21 protein-coding genes and 1 tRNA gene are annotated in these 16,653 nt (G+C 45.0%); 5 read left to right on the plus strand and 17 right to left on the minus strand.

The features are described from left to right. Positions 1-32 precede the first annotated feature (32 nt). The 3 genes from QVE09_RS12695 to QVE09_RS12705 all read right to left on the minus strand — a co-directional run bounded on the left by QVE09_RS12695 (position 33) and on the right by QVE09_RS12705 (position 3,137). Positions 33-530 carry a hypothetical protein gene (locus QVE09_RS12695; protein WP_315937075.1) on the minus strand — a complete coding sequence of 166 codons (498 nt, stop codon included), beginning with the start codon at positions 528-530 and terminating at the stop codon, positions 33-35. A gap of 134 nt (positions 531-664) precedes the next feature. Continuing rightward, entirely contained in the window at positions 665-2,878 is a 2,214-nt protein-coding gene (locus tag QVE09_RS12700) for a M1 family metallopeptidase (protein ID WP_315937076.1), read from the minus strand. Positions 2,879-3,064: 186 nt separating this feature from the next. After that, positions 3,065-3,137 (minus strand) — tRNA-Val (locus tag QVE09_RS12705). Between the two features lie 144 nt (positions 3,138-3,281). Between QVE09_RS12705 and QVE09_RS12710 the strand changes: the two genes are divergently transcribed. The 3 genes from QVE09_RS12710 (at position 3,282) to QVE09_RS12720 (ending at position 4,570) form a co-directional block, all read left to right on the plus strand. Next, complete coding sequence (locus QVE09_RS12710; RefSeq protein WP_315937077.1) at positions 3,282-3,539, plus strand: hypothetical protein; 258 nt, start codon at positions 3,282-3,284, stop codon at positions 3,537-3,539. Between the two features lie 238 nt (positions 3,540-3,777). Continuing rightward, positions 3,778-4,221 (plus strand): GNAT family N-acetyltransferase, encoded by a 444-nt coding sequence (locus QVE09_RS12715; RefSeq protein ID WP_036614958.1) that lies wholly within the window; start codon positions 3,778-3,780, stop codon positions 4,219-4,221. A gap of 112 nt (positions 4,222-4,333) precedes the next feature. Next, positions 4,334-4,570 (plus strand): DUF3892 domain-containing protein, encoded by a 237-nt coding sequence (locus QVE09_RS12720; protein WP_017687389.1) that lies wholly within the window; start codon positions 4,334-4,336, stop codon positions 4,568-4,570. 75 nt (positions 4,571-4,645) lie between these two features. On the opposite strand, the gene QVE09_RS12725 is transcribed toward QVE09_RS12720, so the two are convergent. From QVE09_RS12725 to QVE09_RS12740, 4 genes are all read right to left on the minus strand, one after another. After that, positions 4,646-4,927 carry a hypothetical protein gene (locus QVE09_RS12725; protein ID WP_315937078.1) on the minus strand — a complete coding sequence of 94 codons (282 nt, stop codon included), beginning with the start codon at positions 4,925-4,927 and terminating at the stop codon, positions 4,646-4,648. After that, the gene (locus QVE09_RS12730) at positions 4,911-5,132 is read right to left on the minus strand and encodes a hypothetical protein (RefSeq protein ID WP_017687387.1); all 222 of its coding nucleotides are present in this window, start codon (positions 5,130-5,132) and stop codon (positions 4,911-4,913) included. The genes QVE09_RS12725 and QVE09_RS12730 overlap by 17 nt, the downstream gene beginning before the upstream one ends. Positions 5,133-5,327: 195 nt before the next feature. Continuing rightward, on the minus strand, positions 5,328-5,648 hold the full coding sequence (locus QVE09_RS12735) for a DUF3889 domain-containing protein (protein WP_036614744.1): 321 nt from the start codon (positions 5,646-5,648) through the stop codon (positions 5,328-5,330). A gap of 56 nt (positions 5,649-5,704) precedes the next feature. After that, a complete protein-coding gene (locus QVE09_RS12740; protein ID WP_315937079.1) occupies positions 5,705-6,013 on the minus strand; it encodes a hypothetical protein in 309 nt (102 codons plus the stop codon). A 262-nt stretch (positions 6,014-6,275) separates the two neighbouring features. Here QVE09_RS12740 and QVE09_RS12745 point away from each other — a divergent pair, with 262 nt between their 5' ends. Next, a complete protein-coding gene (locus QVE09_RS12745; RefSeq protein WP_315937080.1) occupies positions 6,276-7,178 on the plus strand; it encodes a manganese catalase family protein in 903 nt (300 codons plus the stop codon). 219 nt (positions 7,179-7,397) lie between these two features. Here QVE09_RS12745 and QVE09_RS12750 read toward each other — a convergent pair whose 3' ends face one another. The 10 genes from QVE09_RS12750 to QVE09_RS12795 all read right to left on the minus strand — a co-directional run bounded on the left by QVE09_RS12750 (position 7,398) and on the right by QVE09_RS12795 (position 16,033). Next, positions 7,398-7,691, minus strand: a complete 294-nt coding sequence (locus tag QVE09_RS12750) for a DUF6809 family protein (protein ID WP_074095811.1) — start codon at positions 7,689-7,691, stop codon at positions 7,398-7,400. 142 nt (positions 7,692-7,833) lie between these two features. Continuing rightward, the gene (locus QVE09_RS12755; RefSeq protein WP_315937081.1) at positions 7,834-8,013 is read right to left on the minus strand and encodes a ribbon-helix-helix domain-containing protein; all 180 of its coding nucleotides are present in this window, start codon (positions 8,011-8,013) and stop codon (positions 7,834-7,836) included. A 299-nt stretch (positions 8,014-8,312) separates the two neighbouring features. Beyond that, the gene (locus tag QVE09_RS12760; RefSeq protein ID WP_315937369.1) at positions 8,313-9,398 is read right to left on the minus strand and encodes a DUF3626 domain-containing protein; all 1,086 of its coding nucleotides are present in this window, start codon (positions 9,396-9,398) and stop codon (positions 8,313-8,315) included. Positions 9,399-9,482: 84 nt separating this feature from the next. After that, a complete protein-coding gene (locus QVE09_RS12765; RefSeq protein WP_315937082.1) occupies positions 9,483-9,884 on the minus strand; it encodes a DUF5071 domain-containing protein in 402 nt (133 codons plus the stop codon). Positions 9,885-9,931: 47 nt separating this feature from the next. Then, positions 9,932-10,501, minus strand: coding sequence for a DUF3221 domain-containing protein (locus tag QVE09_RS12770; RefSeq protein ID WP_315937083.1), 570 nt, complete (start codon positions 10,499-10,501; stop codon positions 9,932-9,934). Positions 10,502-10,626: 125 nt separating this feature from the next. Continuing rightward, positions 10,627-10,941, minus strand: coding sequence for a hypothetical protein (locus tag QVE09_RS12775; RefSeq protein ID WP_315937084.1), 315 nt, complete (start codon positions 10,939-10,941; stop codon positions 10,627-10,629). Positions 10,942-11,173: 232 nt separating this feature from the next. Beyond that, positions 11,174-12,889: an ABC transporter ATP-binding protein gene (locus tag QVE09_RS12780; RefSeq protein WP_315937085.1), complete on the minus strand. Its 1,716-nt coding sequence runs from the start codon at positions 12,887-12,889 to the stop codon at positions 11,174-11,176. Between the two features lie 44 nt (positions 12,890-12,933). Further along, positions 12,934-13,965 carry a FecCD family ABC transporter permease gene (locus QVE09_RS12785; protein WP_315937086.1) on the minus strand — a complete coding sequence of 344 codons (1,032 nt, stop codon included), beginning with the start codon at positions 13,963-13,965 and terminating at the stop codon, positions 12,934-12,936. Between the two features lie 2 nt (positions 13,966-13,967). Then, positions 13,968-15,023 carry a FecCD family ABC transporter permease gene (locus QVE09_RS12790; RefSeq protein ID WP_315937087.1) on the minus strand — a complete coding sequence of 352 codons (1,056 nt, stop codon included), beginning with the start codon at positions 15,021-15,023 and terminating at the stop codon, positions 13,968-13,970. Between the two features lie 272 nt (positions 15,024-15,295). Further along, on the minus strand, positions 15,296-16,033 hold the full coding sequence (locus QVE09_RS12795) for a glycerophosphodiester phosphodiesterase (RefSeq protein WP_315937088.1): 738 nt from the start codon (positions 16,031-16,033) through the stop codon (positions 15,296-15,298). Between the two features lie 230 nt (positions 16,034-16,263). On the opposite strand from QVE09_RS12795, the gene QVE09_RS12800 reads away from it, so the two are divergent. Beyond that, positions 16,264-16,530 carry a hypothetical protein gene (locus QVE09_RS12800; RefSeq protein WP_315937089.1) on the plus strand — a complete coding sequence of 89 codons (267 nt, stop codon included), beginning with the start codon at positions 16,264-16,266 and terminating at the stop codon, positions 16,528-16,530. Positions 16,531-16,653 lie beyond the last annotated feature (123 nt).

Raw genomic sequence — 16,653 nt, forward strand, 5'->3', positions numbered from 1 at the left:
AGATTATCTATTTATTCTCTTCGGCTTTCCAATCAGTTACTCCAGATATCCACTTTCATCTGTGCACATTTGAAATACTTGGCCTCGGCCTTGCTTGTAGTTATTTTCAACAGACATTGCAGTTCTCCATGTTGGAACAACCCACCACTGAGGTCAGCAGCAACACCGCCATACTGATCATCCGCACCAAGCCATACGGACGGTCTCTCGAACCCAGCCGAGAACTGTAATCCGGTACAGAGCAGCACAGTGAGATTCTTACGGTTCTGTGCTTCATCTCCTGCTACGCCATGTGTGGTGAAGAACACCATGTTTTGATTAAAATCCGTGTACGTTCCATCTGCTTTATAGGCACGGACCATACCATACTTCTGATTTACGTTTTGAAAAAAGGTGATTCCGGCCTTGCTATCCTTCGATTTAATGCCAACCTGAACTGAGATTCCAATGTTCCCGTTTAGTTGTAGCGCTTCCAAAGTGATTGCAATTGCGGTTACTTTCGAGCTGTCAATCAGATGTTTCATTTTCAACTCTGCCGTGGCTCCTGCCGTTGTCGGTGTTGTAACTGTTATGGTCCCTCTGTCGGGCTGTTCGAGTAGGCTAGTCCACTTCCTCCGATGTGATTATGGTGTTTGAACGAAGAAACTGCAAAACCAACTACTTATTACTCCGCAAGTAGTGAAGATATGGGATTCGCAACTTTTTTATTGGATTTCTCCTTGCCTTGGTTATCCAATACATAGTACTGGTAAAAATCATTAGTGAATCCGATAGTTTGTTGTATTTTCATCATAAATGGTTCAAATCTTGCCTCACTTAGATGATCTTCATTCCAGAAATAGTGAAGCATCAACCGATTCTGATTATAAGGATGTTTGGTAATGTACGCGCCGGCAGCCAGCGGTTGCTTCATAGTCTGCTTCCAGTCAAAACCAATCTGATTCGCCCGGTCCATGATGCTGGGTTTCAAAGCCTGCACCACTCCGTTTGACTTCGCATTGCCAATCACAATCAGGTTGCTGGTAGCCATGTCCTTTTTCAATTTTTGCTTCAGTTCACGACGATCCCTAACCACGTCATACTTCACACCACTCATATCCAAAAACGAGGTCAACTGACTCACGATTGCTTCCTGCTGCTTGTCTGCTATCTTGCTTACCCGATCACTGAGCACAATGGTTAAACGCTCACCCTGAAGAACTTTATCCATCATGCGGTTCATGACTTCAAAAGGTAAATTCGGAATCAGTTTCATGACTGTCTGATACTGTAATTGAAAAACGTCATGCAAATAGGCGGTTCGCTCTTCCATCGACAACTGGTATTCAGGCTTCAACACAAAATTAGGTTTATATAGTGCTGTCTCCATTTCCATACGCTGTTCTTTTCCGAGCACATCTTCGATGGTATGAAGAAGTCCATCAATCGTCGCATTCTGGTACACGTATCGATTGAAATATTCTTTCATAAATTGATCAAACTTCTCTTCTCCTACGGAGCGGTAAAGCTGGTATATTGCTTGTCGTCCTTTTTGATAGAAGACCAGACTAGCCAAGTCCTCTACCTCATCATTCGTTGACGCAATCGCCACCTCTACGGATGAATCATCAAACTGTAAGGATCTAAAGCCATTAAGCTTGTCTCCCTGTTTCTCGGCAAAATAGACCATCGAAAAATCTGCAAATCCTTCATCCAGGAAAGATTCTGTCTCCGAGTTATTACCGATCAATGCATGGAACCACTGATGCGCTATTTCATGAACAAATGTTGCATTTTCTTCTGGAACAGCACCGTTTTGAATCTGTCCCATCTGAATGAGCCTCGCATACTCCACGGCTACACCTTGCACATACGTCTCAACAATCCGAAACTCTGGATAAGGATACTTCCCATACTTGTCACTGAAAAAATCAATAGCTTTGAAAGCCTGATCAATATATTGCTTAACGATCTCTTTTTTTCCAGGCTGGTTGTCAAAATAATAGTACTCAACCGTGAGGCCGTTACGGGTAACGCTTTCTACTTGAAATTTCGGGCTGGCAAAGAAAACAAACTCCCTTGTATTCTCAGCCAGAGCGGATACAATTTTACGTCCATGTTCGGTATCCTCTCGTGTTGTGATAACACCAGGCATCGCTACCTGATAATCATCTGGAACGTTTAAATCAACTTCATAATCCGCTGAGGTATAATAGTCACTTTCGAATGTTTGACTATAGGGTGCTGTATCCCACTGATGCTTGCCCTCGTCATACACAGACATCACAGGGAACCAGTGTGCTCCATTGATAATATCCTGGTAATACGATATGCGCTGCGATCCATATGGAATGTTCAGATGAAAACTCACTTGAAATGAGACGGATTTGCCTGGTTGTACAGGTTCATTCAATTGTACGGTCAACGCTTGGTTCTCGTTTTTGAAATCGAGAGATTGCCCCCCTGCTGTCGTCACTCCCTGAATATCCATTCCGCCAAGAAAATCTTCCGGTTTTTTATCCGGATTATTTTTGCTGATATTTTCATTAGCTTGTTGAAACATCGTCGCCTGTGTAGACTTCGACAGGTTCGCATCAGCATACGTATGGAGGACTAATTGCTTCAGAGTATCCTTGCTTGTGTTACGGTACGTAATCTTTTCGTTCCCCCGGAGAGTCATATCCTTCTCATTCAGCCGAGCCTGAATATGGTATTGAATAGGCACCTGCTCTAAAGAGTCTTTCGGTGTGTTATATATCTTCGTAGATACAGGCGCTGGGTCTGCTTCCGCGGCAACAACCCCCATGTTGGCAAGTGGGCTTGTTGCCAGTATTAAAGCCAGTGTACCCGCGATCCCTACTCTGGCTAAATTTGATGTAAATGGATTTGAATAATTCATAAGTTCTCTCCTTCTCCTGTTCTATGTTGACCTCAGAACCAAGTATAGAAGACGAACCTTACGCTGAATTTATGTTTTATTTAAGTTTTGTTTAAAAAGAGGAGAGCAAATGAAGCTATCGCAAATCGCATTCATGTTTGTATGTAAAAAAGAAAAGAAGCCTTACATTGTAAGACTTCTCGTGTATGATCTGTAGTGGGCTCGAACCACTGACCCCTACCCTGTCAAGATAGTGCTCTCCCAGCTGAGCTAACAGATCATGATATATAATTGTTTCCCAATCAAGTAACAGTATCATATCAAGTAACCGTGTTCATTGTCAATGATTTATTTGGTTATAAATCACCCGAAATGGTGCACAATAAAGGAAAGATTACCATTTCTACAACGAGGTGAATTCCCTATGAGAAACATAACAAAACGGTCAACATCCAATAAACATACATTTACCAAATGCTTCTTTTTCTTTGCTGGGCTTGTGATTCTCACTACAACCGTTACTGGTTGCGGCTTGGAGAGGAATGAACATACGGTACAATTCCAACTGTTAAAACAGCCCAATGAAAATGGTGAGTCTCTGCCGGTCTGGCTGGACGTATACTCCAAATCTATAATTCAAGATGTGTATTCTCCGCGGGGAAGCAGTGAAGTCTTGCCGTGAAGGTTAACAGGTGAATTAATCCTCTTCATCCCACTTGCGTGAGTATGCTTTCTTGGTCACGTAATACAACAAAGCAATCATTCCCGCCGACATTAACAATGTAATTACCATGATGCCTGTCATGCCCATCACTACCCCCTCCTCTCCCAATATGTTCCAGACTTCACTATACAGGAAAAACATTTTTTTGTATAATTCAGTCTGATATGTCGCGCAAGAGCAGAAAGAAGGAATGGAATTGGCAGCTGAGATTAGTTATGTATCAACAGAAGAACAACTGGAGCAAGCTCTGGGAATTCGCCATCACGTTTTTGTGATCGAGCAACAGGTGCCTGCCGAGATTGAGATTGATCAATATGATGTCATCAGTCCGGATGTGCATCATGTATTGTTAAGTACGGATGGCCAAGCTGTAGCCACAGGACGTCTGATCTATTACAGCAAGGACACGGCCAAAATGCAGCGGATCGCAGTGCTTGAATCTCATCGTTCATTTGGTTATGGACGTGTGCTTCTGCTCGCGATGGAGGAGCTGGCACGTGAACTCGGCTTATCCTATTCTGTACTGGATGCACAGTGTCAGGCACAGAAATTCTATGAAAAACTGGGTTATGAAGTGATTTCGGAAGAACCTTTTTATGATGCAGATATTCTGCATGTTCGTATGAGAAAGAGTCTGTAAAACCTCGACGTTGGCATGTCTTATCAGCATATGGTGCATACTTCCGATGAATTCGGATAGGCTAATCAGGTAAGCAGATTCCTATCTCGTCATATAAGGAGAGTGTGACATCATGGATCAAACAACACGCGAGAGTTTCACAGCCGTACAGAAAAATGGTGACGGTGACCTGACAGCCTTTCAGACTTCAGCAGGACGCGTACTGGATTATCAGCAGGCACTTGCAGAAGTAAAAGCTGGCGCTATTGCCGGTGTGAATGTATTTAAAGGCAAGGATGGCGAAATGTACATTCGCGGAGATGCCGACGGTGACCCAACCAACAATCTGGACCAACTTCCCCATTTCTAAAATAGATGCACATGTCGTACATGTGACACAATAAGCGCCGATCCGGTTACCCGGGTTGGCGTTTTCTTATTATGATTAGTAGTCCGTAAAATATTTTACGGAGTCCCCGGAAGGCTGTCTATTGCGAATCGGCTGTTGTACCTGTTCCCATGCCTGCAAAATCTGTATCCCTTCCAGAGTAGACCGGTTCTCCCACGCGATGTGCCCGGTGCGTTCAAGCTCCAGCAATGACTCATGAATGTAAGCTCTGCTTCGTCCCGTCTTGGTCTCCAGTTCATCCATACGCGGCAGCCTGCGCCGTTGTCCTGCATAGTTCACCATAATACGCAAAATCTTGCGTTCAAAGTCGTTCAGCATACTTTACCTCCCCATTCAGATCGGTAACAGGACGCCATGCCAGAATACCTTGCTCCAGAAATGTTCGGGGTGAGCCTTCTTTTCCCGCCGATGCTCTAATCATCCCGCCACGTACACTGTTAATTCGAATCTGTCGCTGCGTAATCTGCCCTGCACGATCCATGTAGACAAGCTCCACCATCTGGCCAATATATTTCCCTAGCATAATCATCCCTCCGATAAGAACGTTTGTTTGTATTTCATATTATATGCGAACATAAGTTCTTTATTCAATAGTAAAAAAAGGATTTTGTAAAATAAAAAAACCAGACTTTCACCTTAATGATTAAGGCAGTCTGGTTTCTCTAATAATGCTGCTCATATAACTACGTGACTTGTAATGACCTAGTTCAGTAGCGGATCAGTGTCGATCCGATTCCGAAAATTGTACTTTCTTTAACTGTTGTGTAGATGGATTAAAATCAACATTTACATAGACTGCGAATTGCTTGCCGTCTTTCGCACGAACCCATAGCTTGAACTGTTCCCGTGATTGATCTGCTGTTAGAGAGGTGCGCCCGATATGCTTATAGTCCAAAATATCCACATTATACTTGGTCTGTGTTTCTTTGACCGCAATAATTCCCCACTTCGCATAATCAGGGATGGCGGCGCCTGTGCCTGATGTAATTCCGGCTAAACTCAGAACTACCGACATGACGGTAACGATGAGCATTCTCATTTCACTCACTCCTTGGGACAATATGTTTCTGTTATATTGCCCGTCCGGGTTTCATTTTACACGAATAAACGAAAGATCCAGGCCAGTGGCCGTAGGGAAAAAGGAACCACATGAACAAGTCGGTCAAACGAATCAGGAGGCTCCGTCCGGAAACTCATTCCCCAGTCACCCGAGAAAAAGTGTTGTTGTGTCTTCGGCTCCTCAGGACGTTCCAACCCGTATTTTTTTTCAAGCCTTTGCCTCGTTTGTTCATCCACCTGAACCTCGTTCGTAACGTCATATGCTATGGCAGGCTCGCTGCTTATGTACATCTGAATCATTAGAAACATCACAATCCCAACTATTTGCATCCAACGCTTGTTCATCTCTTACTCCTTTAATGGATTCATGGCTCTCTTCTCTTCTACCTGAAGACTCGTTTGAATGTTTGATTATACATAAATTTGACCGTATTGGAAATAACAAATGGGAGAAGAGTTGAGGCATGCGTTATGCGATGCTTAAGTCCCATTTGGTTGATTTTTTGTTTAAAAAACCCAATAGACGTGTAATAGGCCATGACAGAGTGACTTCACGATCTGAAACCCTACACGATCTGCAATACCAATATGAGGAGGTTACACCCGAATGTTCAAACGCTTGGATGAAATCCTAATTGAGATTCCCAATGTTGAGAAGCCAGATCCGAATGCTGCGGCAGCCATACAAGAATTACTCGGCGGCAAATTCGGAGAAATGTCAACGTTGAACAACTACCTCTATCAATCGTTTAATTTTCGATCCAAAGAAAAGCTGAAGCCCTTCTATGACCTCGTCATGAGCATTACGGCCGAAGAATTGGGTCATGTTGAACTCGTGTCTCATGGCATTAACAAATGCCTCAGAGGTTCAACCGAGTACAAAGAACCCGACGATACACCGCTAGGTTCCGTGAAAGATGCTCGTCTGTCGTATCATTTTCTGGCAGGTGCGCAGGGAGCGATGCCTTTCGACTCCATGGGTAATCCGTGGACAGGAGCACACGTCTTCAATAGTGGTAACCTGGTCGAGGATCTACTGCACAACTTTTTCCTTGAATGTGGCGCCCGTACCCATAAAATGAAAGTATACGAAATGACCGATCACCCCGCAGCTCGGGAAGTTGTCGGTTACCTCTTGGTGCGTGGCGGCGTGCATGTGGTTGCTTATGCAAAGGCGCTTGAGATTGCAACTGGCGTAAATGTGACCAAGCTGGTTCCTATTCCTTCATTGAACAACAAAGCCTTCAACGAGGCTCGCAAATATGAAGAAAAAGGGGTACACACCAAGCTGTACACCTATAGTGATAAAGATTTCAACACGATTGGCCAGATCTGGAAAGGAACTCACCCCGAAGATGGACAACCTCTGGAAGTTATCCAAGGGATACCTGAAGGATTCCCGATTCCAGAAGCTCCTGCGGTCGAGGAAGAATTCGCACCAGGCATCTCGCAAGAAGACTTTAAGGAAATTGCGCGTCGCCTAAAAATGGCTGGGAATATTGCGGATTAAAAAACAATTTGTTTAACAGGTTCTTTCCCTATATATTGTTAACTCTATGTTTAAGTGAAGCCCTCGAACCCTGCTGCTGAATGCAGAGAGGATTCGAGGGCTTTGTTATACTAAATTTTTGATACAATTTTATGATGCAAAATAAGTATGTTGGATGCACGTCATTTCCTGAGAATTTAGCTGTAAAAGTAAACCGAATCTCTGCTCACATCGTTAAACTTAGTTAAACTCCAACACCGATTCCTCCCGCTGACTCATGACTTCAATCAACATATTGGCACCCAGGCGAAAACCTTGTGCAAACGCTGCTTCCGTATGCATGCCCTCACATCTGCCACACAAGTCAAATAACTGTTCAAGCTCACGGAATTCTTCCTCGCTTAATCGATTCTTCCACTGCTCTGTCAGAGCTGCAATCTGCCGTCCTAACGCTTGGTATTCAGGATGTGTCGGCATCATCATCTCATCCGGTCGAAGTCGTCCATTATATAATGCTTCTAATATCGAATTCATGTGCATCCTCCTGTATATCAATTCGCACCTCACTTGAATGAACGTTCTGCACATGGTAGGATATTTATGCAGTCGCTCATTCAACAAGTGATTGCGGGATAGGAAGCAGCGTGTTCTTCGTGGGACTAGCGCTGCTTCCTTTTTATTTTTGGAGCTCGTCGTAAATCTTCTCAATACCTTTGCGAACGATGTCTGATCGATTCGTATTCAGCTTTTCTGCCGCAGCATCCAGCTTACTCAGAATTTCCTCATTGACACGAATCTCAATCGTTTTGCTCTTCGGATTATCAGATTTAGGACGCCCCATCTTTTTGGCGGACATTGCTTCACCTCTTTTTCTGTCCTGACAACAATATATTATTGTCAGGACAGAAAGTCAATGTAATTGTAAAACATACGTTCGTTTTTGTCACAACAGATTCATAGATAAATCTATAGTCAGTAATCCGTTTGAATGATAAAAAACAAACAACCTTGAAAGGCTAGGCGCTTAAGGTTGTTAGAGTACTATTATTGAGTAACAATTTAAAATTCAGGAGATAAGCAAACAAGTGGAAAAGAAATTGCTTTTTTTAGCATTTTCATCACTACATATTCAATATTTTTATCTCGAAAACCGTTTTACTTGTCCATTGGCTTTCCATATCTCACTAAGACATGCCAGAGTAATTTTAATTCTTGTAGAACTTCTTTGTAGGTTCCTCTATCACTCCAATGGCTTGGGTTTCGTTTCAAGTCCATAGCTGCAGAACCAATGATATTTGCATCAATCAAATCACTTTTTGCAATTCTTTTGGCCAGTGAAGGCATCGAAGGACCTCGAAAATCCATTGGAACGTCATCAACTAATAGTGTAAAGCCCATGTGCCAGTGGAGATCAATGGAATACTTTAAACATATCTGCTCTAAGATTTGTCCTGTATGTGTGCCTTTAAATGATGGGTCGGCAACAAGCATCTTGACATCTTTTTCAAGGGAAATATCACCATGGACCTGAGCTTCGATATAATGGTCCAGATTTCGGTTTGGCTCTTGGTTTGATGGATCTTGGAATGGTTTCTCAAGATTGACGAGCATATGGTCGATCAACTTTTGAACTGTTAGATTTCTTTCACCAATGGCAAAATCACTATAGAATACATCCCTCAAAAGAGCAGCCAAAATGAGGTCAAATTCCTCATACGTCCCCTTTTCCTCAGGTTCTTGGTGAGAATCCAAATATGTATACGTGCAACGTTGAGAGACCTCAGTCGATAAAATGAAATAACATGATCCAAAACGTGGAGCAGGTCCATCGGGATGTAACATGACATTGAGTGCCCCATACTTGGGTCGTTCGCTATTGGTTGAGCCATTTATTTGGTACGCTCCGCCAAACATGATATTCTCCCAAACGTCACGTTCACCGCCTGAAAATGCGGATACACTTCCATTCGATAAGAAAGTCTCAAACTGACTTTTATAAACGCCCTGCTCAAATAGTGCTTCAGCCACGCTTTTCATATTCGGATCAAATCGATCTGGGTGAAAGTGTAGCGCAATACTTGCATGAGATTTTAGTTTAGTGATAGCATCTTCAAATGTCTTCAGCTCGATGTTGGACACACGAAGGATTTCCTTAATGGTTTGCTCCGCCTCATTTTTGCGGCTTCTTGCATAATTGGTTACATGCTCTTGAGCAATTTGCTGAGACCTTGATAGTTCCATGGGCAGAAGAGTCCTTTCCTTTTTTATAAAATCATAATGGGGTTTTCCTTGTTTATCATATAGATTGTAGCCTAATATCTCCACCTATCTCTCCTTGGTCTCCCTTATCTTTTCCAAAAGCTCCAAGATAACCTCATCCAACTCCTCTAGTATCTCATCATGTGTAGGAGACTCCAGTATTCTTACCAAATCCGTCTTTAGCATACTTAGATGAGATATAGGTAATTGATCAATTAACCCCACCAAAATGAAATATTCCCACTGTGGATCTTGGGTTCGCAATACATCTTTAATATGAGGAATCAAGTCTTCGCCCAGTCTCAATAGTAGATCCTCTACCGGCTTAGAGATAGGCCAATTCCCGTCTTGCAACCACTCCATAAGCTCTGGGATGATAACTTTTAATTCGACATCACTGAACTCACTTAACTTGCGCACCGCTTCAAAATCAGACTTATCGCGGGGGAGGCACTCCCTAATATCCATTTAATCTTCTTCCTCATCTTAATGTGCAAAATTATAAACCCCCTGTGTTACTCGACTGGCGCTACATCGTCTACTTTGATATCATTCTCGTCTTGATTCTTCGTCGTTGACATTGCATCCCTCATGCGAATCGTCCACGTTCCTGCATCCTGATCAAATTGTACATCCTCAATCACAGGAACACGTAATTTTTCTCCATCTGGTGAGTATAGTCCACCCCGAATGGCGTCTGCCTCACTTAGATGGGCACCGTCTGGAGTATTTGGACAAGATACCGCTATCTTTTCTGCTCTGGCCTGTCCGGGATAGGGCTGATTTTCCGGGCCTCCATCCGTCCAGACTTCAACATAGGAGCTGATCTGTGGATCAGGCGCATTGGAGAACCATTTTGCCGGATAATATCGATCGGCTCCTCCATTGGAACTGTTATTCCGGTAGGCAGGATCAACCACAAGAATGGAATTGTCTTTGCGTTCAACCACGTAACCAGTGAATCCATCTTCACTTGGCGCATTCGCTTGAGTCTGCACAGAGTTGCACTCGATATGTCCTGAACATCCCGTAAGGCATACGATTAGGATTGAGAGCAATATGAGGACTCGACGAAGATTAGTCACATGTAAATCCGCCTTTAATAACACCTCTTCCCAAATTTAACGTTCCATATCAGGTTATTGTTGCAAATATAGCCTTTAGCTCACCCTTAACTTCCTGACGGGCTCAACACGATCATCCCAAATAATCACTTCTTTAAATCCCTTTTGTACACATACCTGCCCCATACCACCAACGCCGCACACAACAAGATCACACAATAAGCCCATACAAAAAACATGGCAAGCCCCAACCCGATGTTGGCATCCAGGCGCTTATCAAAGATCTCTGTGTATAGCGAAAAACCGAGTGGCACGGCGCCAACAATGAAAAGTCCAATGGACCATCCACCCCAGCGTTGGAAACCGGACCCCGCACGAGTACTGGAAAGTTTGCGAATCCCTTGAGTCAGTAGCCACCAAATCAGAATAAATAATAGACAGGTTATAAGAATTTTCAGCATATCCGTGTACCTCCTACATCTTGCAAGATGATGAACATATCCTACACGTTAAGCGTTCTCTTTACTATATTACCCGTTTCCATATCCATGATCACAGGCAGATAAGAGAACAGTACCCCTGACTCACACCTAATCATAAAAAAGAAAATAACGCCACCGTCTTGACTCCTTCCAAGTCAAGAACGATGGCGTTACTTCTCGTATTTACATTGTTACATCCACATCGAATAGGTTAAGCACCAAACTGCGCATAGTGAAGGCGGCTGTACACCCCACCTGCTGCGAGTAATTCTTCATGACGTCCCTGCTCCGTAATACCTTGTTCAGCAACGACAATAATGCGGTCTGCATTTTTGATCGTAGCCAATCGGTGGGCAATAACCAGTGTGGTCCGGCCCTCGGACAGCTCAGCAAGGGATTGCTGAATCGCCGCTTCCGTTTCTGTATCCAGAGCGGATGTGGCTTCGTCCAAGATCAGAATTGGCGGGTTTTTCAGGAACATACGGGCTATGGACAAGCGTTGTTTCTGTCCACCGGACAGCTTCACACCGCGTTCACCAATTAATGTATCCAATCCTTCCGGCATGGACTGAATTAATGGTTCCATCTGTGCACGTCTGGCGGCCATCCAGATTTCTTCTTCGGATGCATCCAGCTTGCCGTAGGCAATATTCTCGCGAATGGTTCCATCGAACAGGAATACATCCTGTTGTACAATACCGATCTGGCTGCGCAAGGAGTCCAGCGTCATATCCTGTATCTCCTGCCCATCAATCGTGATGCGACCTTCCAGCACATCATAGAATCGTGGCAGCAGACTGCACAGCGTTGTTTTCCCTGCACCCGATGGACCGACGAGGGCCACGGTTTCCCCTGCATGTACATTTAGATCGATACCTTTGAGCACAGGCTCCTGATCCGAATAACCAAAGGTAACTTGCTCATAACGGATATCTCCACGCAAATGGGATACCGTAACGGCTCCTGGACGATCTTCCACATCCGGTTCCATATCAAGCAGCTCCGTATAACGTTTGAAGCCTGCAATCCCTTTCGGATACGTCTCAATAACCGAGTTGATCTTCTGGATCGGTGTCAAGAACACATTGGACAACATAATAAATGCAATGAACTGACCGTAGGTCATACTGCCGTTAATGACAAACCATGTTCCGCATACCAGGACAAAGAGGGATACCAGCTTCATCAGCATATAACTGACAGAGGAATTCCAGGCCATGATTTTGTATGCGATCAGCTTCGTTTGACGGAAACGACCGTTGTTCACAGCAAATTGTGCTTTTTCATGCTCTTCATTAGCAAAAGCCTGAACAACACGGATACCTGTAATATTGTTCTCTACACGAGCGTTGAAGTCCGCAATATCTCCGAACATTCGACTGAATGCCTTGGACATTTTGCTACCAAAGTAGAGCGACAGATAGATAATCAGCGGCACGATGATAAAGGTTAACACCGCCAGATTTCCGTTAATGCTCATCATGATGCTGAATGCACCAATCAGTGTCATGACCGCAATAAATACATCCTCTGGACCATGATGGGCAATCTCACCGATATCCATCAGATCGTTAGTCATGCGGGACACGAGGTGTCCTGTTTTTGTATTATCGAAGAAACGGAACGATAACTTCTGCACATGATTAAACAGACTTTTACGCATATCCGTCTCGATGTTAATACCGAGCTTGTGTCCCCAATAGGTAACCACGAAGTTCAGGAATGAATTCAATAAGTAGATGCCGAGCAATGCCAGACACGCCCATAGAATCCAATCCCAGCGGCCGCCTGGCAGCAGATCATCGACTACCCGGTTGACCGCCAGTGGAAATGCCAGCTCCAGCAGGGCGACTAAAATCGCACAACTGAAGTCAAGAATAAAGAGCTTTTTGTAAGGCCTATAATAGGCAAAGAAACGGCGAAGCATGGACTGAAGTCCTCCTTATGCAATCACACAATGATGATTACGTTCTATTTCGTCTTGCTTAAGAGGTACAGGAAGTATGGCGCACCAATAATGGCAACCAGGATCCCCGCAGGAATCTCCGAAGGCTGCAGGATGACACGACCCAGTGTATCTGCAACCAGTACAAGCAATGAACCGATCAGTGCAGATGCGGGTAACAGGAATTGATGTTTTGGACCCACCAGACGACGTGCCAAATGCGGTCCGATCAGACCTACAAAACCGATCCCCCCACTCACAGATACACATGAGCCGGCAAGTCCTACAGCAGCCGCAAGCAAAATCAGTCGCTCACGCTCAACCGGAGTCCCGAGTCCGCTTGCCGTCTGGTCCCCCAGATTCAGTACGTTCAATACACGTGCCTTATACAGGACAAGCGGGACAAGAATGATCAGAAACGGTAGCAATGCCGTTACAAATTTCCAGTTCGAACCCCAGATGCTGCCTGCCATCCAGGTAGCTACAAATTGATACTTTTCCGGACTAAGCCGTAACGTAAGCACGATCATGGCAGAACTGATTCCCGCCGCTACCCCGATCCCCGTAAGCAACATACGCGTAGGCAGGATGCCCTCTCCTTTTTTGTAAGAGAGAATGTAGATCAGAAATGCAGCAAAACCGGAACCGATCAGGGCCAGAATTGGCAACAGAAATACCGGAGCCGCTGTGGTTGTCGGGAAAAAGGAAACAAATAACATGACGACCAGACCAGCACCTGCATTAATCCCGAGGATCCCCGGATCTGCCAACGCATTCCGAGATACTCCCTGCAAAATACAACCAGATAACGCAAGTCCGGCCCCGACCAGCACCGAAATCACAATACGTGGCAGACGGAATTCAAACAGGATCAATTCCTGTTTCGGCGTGCCTCCACCAAACAGGGTTCGCATCACCTCAAGCGGCGAAAGCTTGGTAAAACCTGTGTTCATGCTCACCACAAAAGCCGTAATAATTAATAGGGCAAGCACAATGAGGACAATCGTACTCTTGGTTCTCTTCTTGCGCTCTGCTCCAACTATTGTTGAGGATTCCATCGTTACAGAGTCCTCCTTTCTTTACGCGCCAGATACAGGAAGAATGGTACCCCGATGAGGGCAACCAATGCGCCAATTGGCGTCTCGTACGGCGGGTTAATCATACGTGCAGCCAGATCCGCAAATACAAGCAACAAACTGCCCATCACAGCGGAACATGGAATAATCCAGCGATAATCGACCCCCACCAGCTTACGCGTGAGATGGGGAATAATGAGTCCGACAAAACCGACCGCACCCACCACGGACACAGCCGTACCCGCGAGAATCAGTACGACAATCAGGCCTATGAGCTTGATCAGCCCCGTACGTTGCCCCAAGCCCACGGCAATATCTTCTCCGAGACTAAGCAGAGTAATGGAACGGGAGATGAGAAGACCTGCGATCAGTGCAGCGAGTACCCACGGGAACATGACCTCAAGTTGAGACCACTTCGTTCCGGCTACACCACCGGCTGTCCAGAAAGCCAGATCTTGTCCAATTCTGAAATACAATGCAATCCCCTCACTGAGTGCCGACAACATCGCTGATACAGCCGCACCTGCAAGCACAAGGCGTAGTGGTGTAAGACCCGATTTGGAAGCTGCACCAAAACCATACACCAACAGGACTCCAAGCCCTGCTCCAATGAAGGAATACATGATGATATACATAAACGGCAAGCCCGGGAAAAAGGCAAAACAGATCGCAAGCGCAAATCCAGCTCCCGCATTTAACCCAAGCAGACCTGAATCGGCCAGCGGGTTACGAGTCATACCTTGCATGATCGCACCAGCTACAGCGAAGCACGCACCTACCATTGCTCCTCCAAGAATACGTGGTAACCGAATCTCCCATATGATCTGATGCGGAGTCAATTCAGGATTGAAATCAAAGATAGCCTTCCAGACTACACTAAGCTTAATATCAGCAGCGCCAAATGAAATGGACAACGCCATACCCAGAGCGAGTAGCAAAACTCCCCCTGTAAGAATAAGTGTGGCTGCCCACGGACGAGTGTGTATCTTCGCTGTGGGTGAATCCGGATTATGTTTTTCTGGTGAAGCTTGTGAACTCATACGCGCCCACCCTCGTTATGAGTGGAGCTGCTCAAACCTATGTACATAACAATCACCTCTCTATAAATACCGAACTTTAATGATATTGATTCTCATTCCCATAGACCATTGTAAGTGAATCTTCAGGCTCTGGCAATGGACAAATAGGACATGTTTATTGCATATATGAAGATTTGCACACAATTTTACACGCAAAAAGGCTGCGCAGGAGCCAAAAAGCTCGAACACAGCCTTGTCATTTCATATGTAGAACATGTAAAATACAGACTCGTTTAACGGGCATGTACCGTAAGTAAGGATGCCAGGACATCCGGAACATCGGTAATGATTCCTTGCACACCCATGTCAATCATGGCCTGCATCTCGGCAGGATCATTCACCGTAAATGAATAGGTAACAATGCCATGTGCCAATGCAGCAGCAACATCTTCTTGTGTGACAGCCAGCTTGTAGGGATGAAGGCCGGAAGCTTCGAGTTTGGCGGCATAATCATAGGGACGGTACAACTTTTCCATATATAGAAGTGCTGTACGAATCTCCGGGGCAAGACGTTTACATCTCACGAGCGAAGCATGATTGAAGCTGGACAGCACAACCTGTTGCTCCAGATTCCAGACCTGGATTGCCTGTATAACCTTCTCTTCCATCCCCTTATAACTCACAATACCATTTTTTAATTCCAGATTAAGCAGGGTTCCTTTCCCCTGTACCAGCTTGAATAACTCCTCCAGAGAAGGAATACGTTCCCCGGCAAAATCGGCATGGAACCATGACCCGGCATCCCGTGTGCGCAATTGATCGTAAGTCGTATCCTTAACCCAACCTTCTGCGCCGCCAGTTCGGCTTAACGTCTCATCATGAATCAGTACCAATCTGCCATCACTCGTCATCTGCACATCCGTTTCGACCCCTGTTGCTCCAAGCTCCAGACTCCGTTCAAAAGCGCTCATCGTGTTCTCCGGGCATACGGCAGATGCACCGCGATGGGCAATAATCTCCATGTTCCTCATTCCAGCGCCTCCTGTGTTCAAGCTTCACTCTATGATCATCACTATAAACACGGTTTGTTAGACCTGTATTAACAGAGCGTATAATCGGTTGCCTGCTTCGCTAATACTAGGACCGAGTCGAATATCTAACGGGCTGGGGATTCACTCATTTTTGCGAACTCAATCTGAAAATCGACATAACATAGTATGAACGATGGAAGCACTGAACTCCGTTATAAGGAGGTTGACTATTGAATCCCTCAAAGAAAAAATCGATACCTACGCGTCCTCACACATCCCAGTTACAGTCGGCTTCCAGGCTTTCCAGATCATCTGTCCATATCAAAAACAAATCCGGCAAAACGGCTAATCAGCGTTCTTTAAACTCCACTTCACCCAACACACTGGATCAGCTGGCTATTGTTGCAGCAATACTCTCCTTAATTGCAGCCGCCATCGGGCTATATATCGCCTGGAAATCGTTAAGTAATCCGGATCAAACCGCTGTTGTGGTGTAAGCTGCTTATTGCGCAGCTGTTGGCTCAGGAGGCTCTCTCCTGCTTCTGACCTTATTCAGGGGCAGGTTTTTGCTTTTTCAATCACTTAACGTATGCTGGAAACGCAAAAAACCGTTCCCCTGA

It is taken from the genome of Paenibacillus sp. ClWae2A, from assembly GCF_032452295.1.
Classification (GTDB): Bacteria; Bacillota; Bacilli; order Paenibacillales; family Paenibacillaceae; genus Paenibacillus.

Excerpts from the sequence above, each read along its gene's own strand:
- QVE09_RS12720 (WP_017687389.1), top strand. The coding sequence starts at position 4,334 with ATGGATCAAACAACACGCGAGAGTTTCACAGCCGTACAGAAAAATGGT.
- QVE09_RS12750 (WP_074095811.1), bottom strand. The coding sequence starts at position 7,691 with ATGAATTCGATATTAGAAGCATTATATAATGGACGACTTCGACCGGAT.
- QVE09_RS12780 (WP_315937085.1), bottom strand. The coding sequence starts at position 12,889 with ATGCTTCGCCGTTTCTTTGCCTATTATAGGCCTTACAAAAAGCTCTTT.
- QVE09_RS12790 (WP_315937087.1), bottom strand. The coding sequence starts at position 15,023 with ATGAGTTCACAAGCTTCACCAGAAAAACATAATCCGGATTCACCCACA.
- QVE09_RS12700 (WP_315937076.1), bottom strand. The coding sequence starts at position 2,878 with ATGAATTATTCAAATCCATTTACATCAAATTTAGCCAGAGTAGGGATC.
- QVE09_RS12735 (WP_036614744.1), bottom strand. The coding sequence starts at position 5,648 with ATGAGAATGCTCATCGTTACCGTCATGTCGGTAGTTCTGAGTTTAGCC.
- QVE09_RS12755 (WP_315937081.1), bottom strand. The coding sequence starts at position 8,013 with ATGTCCGCCAAAAAGATGGGGCGTCCTAAATCTGATAATCCGAAGAGC.
- QVE09_RS12710 (WP_315937077.1), top strand. The coding sequence starts at position 3,282 with ATGAGAAACATAACAAAACGGTCAACATCCAATAAACATACATTTACC.
- QVE09_RS12740 (WP_315937079.1), bottom strand. The coding sequence starts at position 6,013 with ATGAACAAGCGTTGGATGCAAATAGTTGGGATTGTGATGTTTCTAATG.
- QVE09_RS12765 (WP_315937082.1), bottom strand. The coding sequence starts at position 9,884 with ATGGATATTAGGGAGTGCCTCCCCCGCGATAAGTCTGATTTTGAAGCG.
- QVE09_RS12745 (WP_315937080.1), top strand. The coding sequence starts at position 6,276 with ATGTTCAAACGCTTGGATGAAATCCTAATTGAGATTCCCAATGTTGAG.
- QVE09_RS12760 (WP_315937369.1), bottom strand. The coding sequence starts at position 9,398 with ATGGAACTATCAAGGTCTCAGCAAATTGCTCAAGAGCATGTAACCAAT.
- QVE09_RS12795 (WP_315937088.1), bottom strand. The coding sequence starts at position 16,033 with ATGAGGAACATGGAGATTATTGCCCATCGCGGTGCATCTGCCGTATGC.
- QVE09_RS12785 (WP_315937086.1), bottom strand. The coding sequence starts at position 13,965 with ATGGAATCCTCAACAATAGTTGGAGCAGAGCGCAAGAAGAGAACCAAG.
- QVE09_RS12775 (WP_315937084.1), bottom strand. The coding sequence starts at position 10,941 with ATGCTGAAAATTCTTATAACCTGTCTATTATTTATTCTGATTTGGTGG.
- QVE09_RS12730 (WP_017687387.1), bottom strand. The coding sequence starts at position 5,132 with ATGCTAGGGAAATATATTGGCCAGATGGTGGAGCTTGTCTACATGGAT.
- QVE09_RS12725 (WP_315937078.1), bottom strand. The coding sequence starts at position 4,927 with ATGCTGAACGACTTTGAACGCAAGATTTTGCGTATTATGGTGAACTAT.